This window comes from Desulfatiferula olefinivorans, from assembly GCF_054657895.1.
The window spans coordinates 246,241-257,051 of the sequence record NZ_BAAHXV010000003.1 but is presented as its reverse complement, the minus strand read 5'-3'; the positions used below and the strand labels follow the sequence as shown (position 1 = coordinate 257,051).

The window sequence follows — 10,811 nt, the reverse complement described above, 5'->3', positions numbered from 1 at the left end:
CAATTATCTTTTTCGTTTTATTGCGGGATGAAATCATCCAGAATGGGTAAAAGTTGGGTGGCAAACGTTTTCACTGAGTCTAATGTTTCTTCGGGGCTTTCTTTATCCACTGTCGAAATCAACCGGACAAAAGAACCATCGGTTCTGTTACGGAAGATGGAATCCCAGACCAGATATATTTTCTGTTTGTATTCGGAATTGATGATACGACCGCGGGAATGGAACCAATAGAGGACGATCATCTTTTGCGGGCCTTTTTCCAGGTCCAGCTTGATAATACGGATAGGCCTTTCATCTGATAACGTAAGATCTTCCATACTGGTTCGTGTGATTTCCCATCCTGACCCTGGCATGCAGTTCTTCGGGGAATGAATGAGGTCGCCTTTTCTCTGGCTTCTGTAGAAACCTATATATAATTGGACACTCTCGCCAGAAGGGTTCGAATAATCAACGAGAACTGAATCATCGACGCCAACGGCGTCATAGATTTCTTTTGAAAAAAACTGTTCTTTCCCTTTCCATTCATTGATTGTTTTTGGAAATGACGAAAAAGGTTGTAAGGGCTGCATTTCCCGCCCGTGGTTCATGAATTTCACATATAGAAAGGCGGCCAGCATGAGAGCGCTGAGAATATACAGGCGTTTGGATGATACTTGTTTTAGGAATGAATTCATTGGGTTTCTTTTTTTGGGTTCACCACGGAGGCACGGAGAACACGGCGTTGGGTTTTATTTATCCCCGGCCGGGAGACGTCGGTCAGTGATAAGAACTCATGGGGGCATGCGGTCCGGTTAATGTTTATTGATACTTTGTCGTTGGTGATTTGCGCTGTTGTTTTATGATTCTTTTTTATTCACCACGGAGGCACAGAGAGCACAGAGTTGGTTTTATTTATCGCTGACCGGGAGACGGCGGTCAGTGATAAGAACTCATGGGGGCATGCGGTCCGGTTAATGTTTATTGATACTTTGTCGTTGGTGATTTGCGCTGTTGTTTTAAGGTTCTTTTTTATTCACCACGGAGGCACAGAGAGCACAGAGTTGTTTTTTTTATCACCGACCGGGAGACGGCGGTCAGTGATAAGAACTCATGGGGGCATGCGGTCCGGTTAATGTTTATGATACTTTGTCGTTGGTGATTTGCGCTGTTGTTTTATGATTCTTTTTTTTCACCACGGAGGCACGGAGGGCACGGAGTTGTTTTTTTTATCACCGGCCGGGAGACGGCGGCCGGTGATAAGAACTCATGGTCAAGACAGGTAAAAATGTTTGTTTTTCTCTGTGTTCTCCGTGTCTCTGTGGTGAATTCTTATGTTTTTATCAGATCAAGGCATTTGAATCGGTCGATTTTTCCGCTGGCTTTTTTGGGTAAGGACCGCGTACAGACGATATTCGATGGATGTTTGAAGCGGGGCATGGTCTTTTGGCAATAATGCATAAAGTCGGATTTTTCGAACGTTTCATCTTTGGGAACGACGACAGCGACAAGCTTGTTGCCCATCAATGCGTCGGGAAGTCCGAGGAGGGCGACTTCAACGATGAAGTCGCTTGCCATCAGTGTGTCTTCGATTTCCTGGGGGTTGATACGGTGGCCGCCGACTTTGATGAGATCATCCTGCCGGCCAGAAAGAAAGAAATAGCCTTCACTATCACGATAACAAAGATCACCGGTGTGGTAGCCTTCAGGGCCGAGTTTTTTTGATGTGAGTTCGGGGTCTTTGAAATATCCCATCATGATGTTTAGGCCTTTGGCCATGAGTTCACCGATTTGGCCATCAGGCAGAGGTTTTCCGTCATTGTCCGCTACGAAAAGATCAACATCAGGGATCGCTTTGCCGATGGAATCGGTCTTTCGGGATAATTGATCCGGTTCAAGATAGGCCAGGCGGGCTGAGGCCTCGGTGGCACCATACATGATGTAAATATCAGTGTGAGATGGTAAAATCTCTCTGAGTTTCAGTTTGAGATGGCTGGCCATATGGCCACCGGCCTGGGAGCAGTAGCGCAGGTGGGCCAACTCGTCTTTTCGGGCTTCGAGGGGAGATTTGTGAAGCAGATAGGCATAGGTGGACGGTACTCCGGAAAAACCGGTGACCTTTTCGTCGATCATCTGCTGAATGACCGAGGCTGGATAGGCGAAGGTATTGTTGATGACCAACGTCCCCCCAACAGCCAGGTGGGTGTTCATCAGAGATTGGCCCATCACGTAGAAAAACGGGAGAACCACCATTTGAATGTCTTTGTCGGTCAGTTTCAGGTAACGGCAGATGGAATTGGTATTGGCCACTACGTTCCGATGGGAAAGCATGACGCCTTTCGGAGTTCCGGTGGAACCTGATGTGTAAATGATGTTGGCCAGGGCTTCAGGGTCTAACGAAACAGACGGATTGTGATGTGACCCGTCACTACGGATGATTTCGGTAAAATCGGCGGCATTTATGCCGTGTGTAGATTGAGGTGATGCAGGATTTGAAAGAACCAGTGATTTTATTCCAAGCTCAGAAAGCGCCGTAGCCTTTAAAAGTCTTTCGAATCGACCTGAGGCAAGCATGATATCGGATTCGAGTTCCTTCAGATAATAGGAAAGGCTCTCGGGTTTTAAATCCGTACCCAACGGGACGGCCACGGCGCCGGCCTTGAGGATACCGAAATAGGCCGTGACATAATCCACGCCGTTTTCGAACATCAGGGGTATCAGGGCGCCTTTTTTGACGTTATTGTCTATTAAATAAGCAGCGAGACGGTTGGCGGCCTGGTTGAGCTCGGCGTAGGTGATCCTGTTTTCCTGATAGATGATGGCGGTTTTATCAGGGTAGGCTTGGGCGCTTTGCTCGAGAAAATGATGGATGAGTTTTGGATTTTGGGTCATATTTTTTTGTTCACCACGGAGGCACGGAGAGCACGGAGTTGGTTTTTATTTATCACCGGCCGGGAGACGGCGGCCGATGATAAGAACTCAGGTGGGCATAAGGCCCAAGGGTTGTTTAATGGTACTTTGTCCTTGGTATTGACGGTGTTGGGTTTTATTATTGACCACGGAGACACGGAGATCACGGAGTTTGGATTTATTTAAAGTCAGCCGGACGACGGCTGACTTTAAGAACTCGAATAATGGGTTTGCGATGTTTTGTTTTTCTCTGTGTTCTCCGTGTCTCCGTGGTGAATTTATTTTTTTATCAGGTCCCATTCGAAACGGGTAAGGTTTCGTTCTTCTTTGCTGAAATCCATTCCGATTCTATATATATCACAGGCCTTATTCCGATATTTTTCGTGGTATTTTCTGGCTTTGATCTGATCAAGAGCTTTGGTTTTATCGTTGATGTGTTCGACCACCTTAAACTCAATAATATAAATTTTATCCTCTGCGAACAGGGTAAGGTCAATTCTGCCCCTATTCGTGGTATCTTCACAGACTACGTCAAACCCGAGTGATACAAGACAGGCATAAGTGACCGATGCATAGTATCCTTCGTATTTATCCAGATTATTGTTTCCATACCAATCAAAGGGAATAGACGAAAACAAACCGAATAGCGCGTTATAGAGCTGATCGGGTTTTCCTTCCTGAAGCGCCTTAATCAGATCTATTCTGTAACTTCCCGTCTGACCTTTGACGTTGCTGAGTGAATTCAGAAGGTATGCATTCAGGCTTGTCCTTACCTCTTTATTTGGAAAGCATAGCCTGTAAAAACGCTGGCCCGGCAAAGGTTCTTCTATGTCACGGAGGTCAGATAGCCGGTCTGAAACAAAAGTGTTTCAATAATGATATCATCCGTATCGAAACTGCCAAGTATTTCTTCCCCGGCTTTCAGATTTTCAATGTCCGGCAAAAAATATCTGTTTTCTTCGATTAATTTCACCAAAAAAGTGGGGGTAGCTGTTTCAAACCAGTAATTGCCAATCTGTTTTTTATCAAAATAAAGCAGACAGGAAAAAGGATTGTAGACAGGACTTTTCAAAAAATTGTAGCCATTATACCAAATTTTCATCTGGTGTTGATCAACGGTGGACAACCTGTCTCTAAAGACCTCTCCCAATTCTTTTTCAGTATAACCGCAAATATCTCCAAACCGTGGGTCAAGTGTAATATCATTTAAATTATTCAATCCGCTGAAAAGACTAACCTTTGAAAATTTACTAACACCTGTCAAGAGACAGAACTTTATATAGGCATCACTGTCTTTAATTACGGAATAAACGTTTTTCAGCCCTTCCCGGAGTTCTATGGCCTTTTGCCGATCTGAAATGTTGTCAAGAATGGGCTTATCGTATTCATCAATAAGAACAACAACCGTTCGATTATATTTCCGGAAAAGCAGACGAATCAACTCACTGAAGCGATCGGCAAGGGTATCGGATCTTAGTTCAAGCCCATGGTCTTCGGCGTGAAGTTTCAAAAAGTTGTCAAACCGTTTGTCAAGAATCGCTCTGTCTTCAATGATCCCTGCGCCAAAACTGATATGAATAACCGGGCTTTTTTCACTCCAATCCCAGTTGTTTTCAAGAAACAACCCTTTGAACAATTCTTTATTGCCGGAGAAGGCTTCTTTGAGCGTATCGATAAACAGACTTTTCCCGAAACGCCGTGGACGGGAAAGAAAATAGTATTTGCCCTCATCGGCCATACGTTTGATGAAGGGGGTCTTGTCCACGTAATAGCAGTCTTTGGTGCGTATTTCATGGAAATTGGCTATACCGATGGGGAGTTGTTTCATGTTTTAGGGTTCACCACGGAGGCACGGAGAGCACGGAGTTTGGATTTATTTAAAGTCAGCCGAGAGACGACGGCTGACTTTAAGAACTCATGGGCATGCCGGGTCAGGGGCGGTATGGGCGCTTTGGTTATCTGCGATTTTGAGTCTCTGTGGGATAACTTTGGGTTCACCACGGAGGCACGGAGTTAGTTTTTGCTGCTTTTCTCTGTGTTCTCCGTGTCTCCGTGGTGAACATACTTTTCCCAGTCGAAGCGTTCAATATTTCGGGTATTGCGGGAAAATTCAACGCCGATCAGATAGATTTCGTCGAAATTATTGACGTATTTTTCATGATATTTTTTTGTTCGTATCTGCTCGATCGCTTTGTTTTGATTGTCTGTCAGTTCGACGACTTTGAATTCAAAAATGTAGATTCTGTTTTCAAAGGTCAGCGTCAGATCAATTCTACCCTTGTTCGTCGTGTCTTCAGTGATGACGTCAAGACCTAAAGCTGAAAAATAACAGTAGAAAATGGATGCGTAGTAGCCTTCGTAATTGGCTATGGTGTTTTTTCTGTACCAATCATTGGGAATGGACGCATAGAATGAATAAAACACGTCTTTCAGGCCGTCTAAATCGTTTGTTTGCAACAGGTTGTATAATCGGGCCTGATTATCGTTTTTCGAAACAATGTCCGTTACGAAATAATTCAATAAAGCATTTGTGAAGCTTGATTCCACTTCGTTATTGGGAAAGGCAAGATGATAGCGCAGCATCTCTCCTAAACGGCTCTCCTCCCGAATGGTCAGATAGCCGGTCTGAAACATAAGTGTTTCCGGATAGATTTGCTCAATATCAAAACTTCCCAGAACTTCCTCTCCCACTTCGATCTGATTGAATTTTGGAATATAATAGTGTTTATCAACAAGAAGATTAATTAAAAATCCGGGCGTTGCCGTCTCAAACCAATAATTCTTGTATTTCTTTTCCCGAAAATAAAGAAGTATATCAAAGGGATTGTATACCGGGTCACCCAGAAAATTGTAACCGTTATACCAGCGTTTCAACTTTTCAAGATCCACGCCGATCAATTGATCGTGAAATACGGTTTCAAGCTCATGCTGGGTATAGCCGCACAGGGTTGCGTAATCGGATTGCAGCGTAATATCCTCAAGATTGTTGAGCCCTGAAAACAGGCTGACTTTTGCAAACTTACTGACACCGGTCAAAAGGCAGAACTTGATATAAACATCACTGTCCTTGATAACTGAATAAAGGTTTTTCAGCCCTTTTCGAATCTCTATAGCCTTTTGTCGATCCGTAATGTTGTCAAGAATGGGCTTGTCGTATTCATCGACCAGGACAACCACTTTTTTATTGTATTGTCGATAAAGGAGACGAATCAACTCACTGAAGCGATCGGCAAGGGTATCGGATCTTAGTTCAAGCCCATGGTCTTCGGCGTGAAGTTTCAAAAAGTTGTCAAACCGCTTGTCAAGATTCCCCCTGTCTTCAATGATCCCTGCGCCAAAACTGATATGAATAACCGGATTTTTATCACTCCAATCCCAGTTGTTTTCAAGAAACAACCCTTTGAACAATTCTTTATTGCCGGAGAAGGCTTCTTTGAGTGTATCGATAAACAGACTTTTCCCGAAACGCCGTGGACGGGAAAGAAAATAGTATTTGCCTTCATCGGCCAGGCGTTTGATGAAGGGGGTCTTGTCCACGTAATAGCAGTCTTTGGTGCGTATTTCATGGAAGTTCGCTATGCCGATGGGGAGTTGTTTCATGTTTTTGGGTTCACCACGGAGGCACGGAGAGCACAGAGTTTGGATTTATTTATCACCGGCCGGGAGACGGCGGCCGGGGATAAGAACTCATGGGTGCATACGGCCCAAGGGTTGTTTAATGGTACTTTGTCGTTGGTATTGCCGGTGTTGGTATTTATTATTCACCACGGAGACACAGAGGACACGGACTTGGGTTTTTTATCACCGGCCGGGAGACGGCGGCCGGGGATAAGAACTCATGGGTGCATAAGGCCTAAGGGTTGTTTAATGGTACTTTGTCGTTGGTATTGAAGGTGTTGGGTTTTATTATTCACCACAGAGGCACGGAGAGCACGGAGTTGGGTTTTTTTATCACCGGCCGGGAGACGGCGGCCGGGGATAAGAACTCAGATGGGCATAAGGCCCAAGGGTTGTTTAATGGTACTTTGTCGTTGGTATTGCCGGTGTTGGTATTTATTATTCACCACGGAGGCACGGAGGTCACGGAGTTTGGATGTATTTATAGTCAGCCGGGAGACGGCGGCTGACTATAATATTCGAATAATGGGTTTCCGATGTTTTGCCCATCATGGGTTTTATTGTTTTTTCTCTGTGCTCTCCGTGTCTCTGTGGTTTTTTTTATTTTTTCACCACGGAGGCACGGAGAGCACGGAGTTGGTTTTTTATCGCCGGCCGGGAGACGGCGGCCGGGGATAAGGACTCATTGGCAAGGCGGAAGATACACTCGTTTTTCTCTGTGTTCTCAGTGTCTCCGTGGTGCAATTTAAGCTGCGTTTTGGGTTTTTCTGGTGATGTAGGCTTCAAGGTTTTTGATGCTGTCAAGGTTTTCGGGGACCAGCTCATCGTCTTCTACGGAAAATCCGAAGGTTTCTTCGATGAAATCGACCATTTCGAGAATGCCGGTTGAATCAATGATGCCCTCACCCAAAAAAGATGTCTCGTCGTTCAGGGATCCGGCGTCTCCGAAAAGAAAATTGTCCACGATAAATGTTCTTACTTTGTCTTTGATGTCACTCATAATCCCAGCCTTTCCTTCGCATAGTTAACCATGGTCATGTTTTGTCCTGAATATATTTTCTCCATGCCCTCTTCCCGATCCATGATGCCCTGCCGGACCATGTTGGCAATCTCCCAGACATAGGGGTGAAAGCCGTGTCGTTCGATGTGACACTGGTTGGCAAAGGCATTCATCAGGCAGTTGGATGAATTTGTATCGGTGTCGTCGGGTTCCGCCCACCCCATGGTTTTCAGTTCCTCGATAATCCGTTTTTCGTTGTAGTCGAAAAACGCCAACGGATGAATATTCTGGGGGAATTGCTCCCTGCGGGTTTCAAAATATTCAGGCGGCACGTAGTAGGATGCCATTTTTTTTCTAAGGGGTTCGGGGAAAGCCTTAAGCAGGACCTGTTGTCCCTGTGACGCCATATCCGGATTGGTTTTCATGATGGCCGATTGAATGGGAGCCTGGCCGGGAGACCATCCGAACGCCGCAAGGGGAATGGACATTTCAAGGGCCATCTTCAGAATCATGTTCTTAACGATCCCGATGCAGGCGGTGCAGGCACTGCTGGCCCGAAGAAGAGTCGTTCGGGAAAACACGTCTTCCTTCGCTGTAAGAGCAAACATCTCTTTGATGACATTCCAGGGCGGCCGGACGATCATCGAATCCACTCCGAGATGATCGGCTACTTTTTTGATGTTCTCAAATGCCGAGGGTGATACGAAATGATTGTCAAGGGTCACGGCCAGAATTCTGAGATTATAATGGTCACACAGCAATTTCAGCGTATAACTTGAATCCTTGCCTCCGCTGTAAGCCATGATCACATCGTAGACCGGTGCCTGATCACGGACTTCACGGATCAGATCGTCCAGACGGTGACGGTATTCATCTTTCTTTTCATGAAGTTGGATGTTTTTTTTCTCTTCCTGCCTGCAGTACTTGCAGACGCCCTGATCATCAAAGGTGATGCCGGGAAAAGTCTCGGGCAAAATGCAGCGTGTGCAGAGGGTCAAGGGTTGATGTTGGGTCATGTGGGTTGTCCTTTTATTTTTTGTTTACCACGGAGGCGTGAAAACAGACGTTGTATTGTTTTCCAGCAAGCATCGCAGGAGCCGTGCGAAAGGCATTCCCAGGCTAAGACTGGGAACGAGGGGCTAATGCCGGCCGTATGACCTGTCCACCGGGTCCACTCCGTCCACGCTGTCCACGTCTTCCATGCGAACATGCGCTCCGAATTCTCCCTGCCTCATTAACAGTTAAACGTCCGGTTAGACGAAAAATTCCGAATGAACATATGATCGAGCAACTGGGTGGACAGGATGCCGCAGATGGCCATGTTTTCCCGTTCGCTGAGGAGACTGGCCTCGCTTTTACGGCATTTGTCGATCAGGTGCATCACCTTTTTGGGTTCGAAGTATCCGCTCTGATCAAGGGCCCGTTCGCTCAGGAGTTCATCGACATAGTCCGGTTTGTCTTTTCCGAAAAAGCAGGCGCTGATCGGAGCGCGATAGGGTTGTTTGGGCCGGTCGACCAACGTGTCTGGAATGAAACCCCGTGCGATTTGTTTGAGGATGTATTTTTCAGTCAGTCCGTTCAGACGCAGATCGACAGGAATGCGGGTGGCCATTTCAATGACCCGGTAATCCAGAAAAGGGTATCGGCCTTCGACGGAATGCCCCATGGCCATGCGGTCCCCTTGGGAAGACAGCAGGTAGTTCGATAAAAAAATTGTATTTTCTATGTATTGCGCACGAGACAAGGCATCCCAGGCCATAAAGCCGGAAGGAAGCGAGGTTGTGAATCGATCGGCAAAATGAGAAAACGCTCCCGTTTGAAGGGCAAGGTCTTTTTTCATGAAGCCCTTGATCTGAAAGGTATTCTGCCAACGAAGTACATGGGAATAATAGGGTAGCCCGGTATCGGTCAGATGCCGTTTGAAGTACCCTTCTAAAAACACCCGGGCTTTGCTGTTTTCCTGTGTGAAAATATACGGGTAAAGACGTTCGATGAGTCGGGGGCGAAGGGTTGAATCCGGCCTTCGGGCACAAAACCGACGTACCTTGTCTTCCTTGAAGATATTGTATCCGGCAAAGACTTCGTCGGCCCCTTCCCCGGTCAGAACCACTTTGAATCGAGTCTTCCTCACAAGCTCGGACAACATGAACAACGGAACGGGAGCTGTTCTAAGAACAGGGACTTCCGTATGCCAGACCACCTCGGGGAAAAGGCGCCCGATATCGGCATCGGTGCAATGGACATAATGATGATCGGTCCCGATGCGTTCGGCAGCAATTTTCTGGAAACGGGTTTCATCAAAACGGGGATCGGCGAACCCTACGGAAAAGGTATTGAGATGATTATCAAATTTATGTTTGATCAGGCTGCTGATATACGTGCTGTCAATTCCGCCGCTCAGATACGCCCCCACAGGAACATCGGCCCGCAATCTTATGCGTGCCGCATCTTCAAGAAGGCTGCCCATGACCTCAACCCACTCATCGCAGGTGCGGGCCGTATCACAGGGCTCGCTGAAGCTTAAGGTCCAGTAAGGTGAGATGGAAAGACCCTGCCTGGAATAAACGGCAAAATGCCCTGGAGGAAGCTGATGAATCCCCTCAAAGGCCGTGGATGTGCCGAGTGGCGCCCAACAACAAAAAATGTCGGAGATTGTCTGAGGATCCAGGCGCCGTGGTACGTCGGGATCGGTAAAAATGGCCTTGATCTCGGAGCCGAACACAAGCCGTCCATGATCTTCATGATAGAAAAGGGGTCGAATTCCCACCCTGTCCCGCCCCAGAAGAAGCGTTTCGTTGCGGCTGTCCCATAAAGCGAAGGCAAACTGACCGTTGAGCTTTCGAAACATATCCGTTCCGTGTTCCTCATAAAGATGAACCAAAACTTCGGTATCGGATTCGGTATAGAAACGATGGCCTGCCGCGATCAGCTCACGCCGAAGGTCCGGATAGTTGAACACCTCACCGTTATAGACGATGCAAAGGGTCCGGTCTTCATTGTACACCGGCTGGTCACCCGTGTTGAGGTCGATGATACTCAAACGGGCATGCCCCAGTCCGGCAGGCCCCTGATCGAAAAGGCCCATGGCGTCAGGCCCCCGATGACGGATGATCCGAACCATGCTGCGCAAAAGAGGTGTTTTGTCTTCAGGACGATTGTAATTGATGATACCGGCTATGCCGCACATAGGATTATAATGTCAGATTGAATAAGAGGGTTAAGTCACCAGGAAACTTAGAGAGTCAAGTTGATGGGCACGCGTTGCTTTGCCCATCCTACTGTGTGTCGCTCGTAAGAGAGGTAAAAC

The 10,811-nt window shown here is 46.8% G+C and carries 8 protein-coding genes; all 8 read right to left on the bottom strand.

Going from position 1 to position 10,811, the window contains the following annotated elements:
- Positions 1 to 17 precede the first annotated feature (17 nt).
- On the bottom strand, positions 18 to 674 hold the full coding sequence (locus ACYQ11_RS04280; RefSeq protein ID WP_459922508.1) for an exosortase C-terminal domain/associated protein EpsI: 657 nt from the start codon (positions 672 to 674) through the stop codon (positions 18 to 20).
- A gap of 634 nt (positions 675 to 1,308) precedes the next feature.
- Positions 1,309 to 2,868, bottom strand: coding sequence for a class I adenylate-forming enzyme family protein (locus ACYQ11_RS04275; RefSeq protein ID WP_459922507.1), 1,560 nt, complete (start codon positions 2,866 to 2,868; stop codon positions 1,309 to 1,311).
- A gap of 296 nt (positions 2,869 to 3,164) precedes the next feature.
- Positions 3,165 to 3,704 carry a PD-(D/E)XK nuclease domain-containing protein gene (locus ACYQ11_RS04270; RefSeq protein WP_459922506.1) on the bottom strand — a complete coding sequence of 180 codons (540 nt, stop codon included), beginning with the start codon at positions 3,702 to 3,704 and terminating at the stop codon, positions 3,165 to 3,167.
- Positions 3,705 to 3,712: 8 nt separating this feature from the next.
- Positions 3,713 to 4,714, bottom strand: a complete 1,002-nt coding sequence (locus ACYQ11_RS04265; RefSeq protein WP_459922505.1) for an ATP-binding protein — start codon at positions 4,712 to 4,714, stop codon at positions 3,713 to 3,715.
- Between the two features lie 185 nt (positions 4,715 to 4,899).
- A complete protein-coding gene (locus ACYQ11_RS04260) occupies positions 4,900 to 6,486 on the bottom strand; it encodes an ATP-binding protein (RefSeq protein ID WP_459922504.1) in 1,587 nt (528 codons plus the stop codon).
- Positions 6,487 to 7,249: 763 nt separating this feature from the next.
- Positions 7,250 to 7,504 (bottom strand): acyl carrier protein, encoded by a 255-nt coding sequence (locus ACYQ11_RS04255; protein WP_459922503.1) that lies wholly within the window; start codon positions 7,502 to 7,504, stop codon positions 7,250 to 7,252.
- Positions 7,501 to 8,520 (bottom strand): adenine nucleotide alpha hydrolase family protein, encoded by a 1,020-nt coding sequence (locus ACYQ11_RS04250; protein ID WP_459922502.1) that lies wholly within the window; start codon positions 8,518 to 8,520, stop codon positions 7,501 to 7,503. The genes ACYQ11_RS04255 and ACYQ11_RS04250 overlap by 4 nt, the downstream gene beginning before the upstream one ends.
- 218 nt (positions 8,521 to 8,738) lie before the next feature.
- A complete protein-coding gene (gene asnB / locus ACYQ11_RS04245; protein ID WP_459922501.1) occupies positions 8,739 to 10,691 on the bottom strand; it encodes an asparagine synthase (glutamine-hydrolyzing) in 1,953 nt (650 codons plus the stop codon).
- Between the last annotated feature and the right edge of the window lie 120 nt (positions 10,692 to 10,811).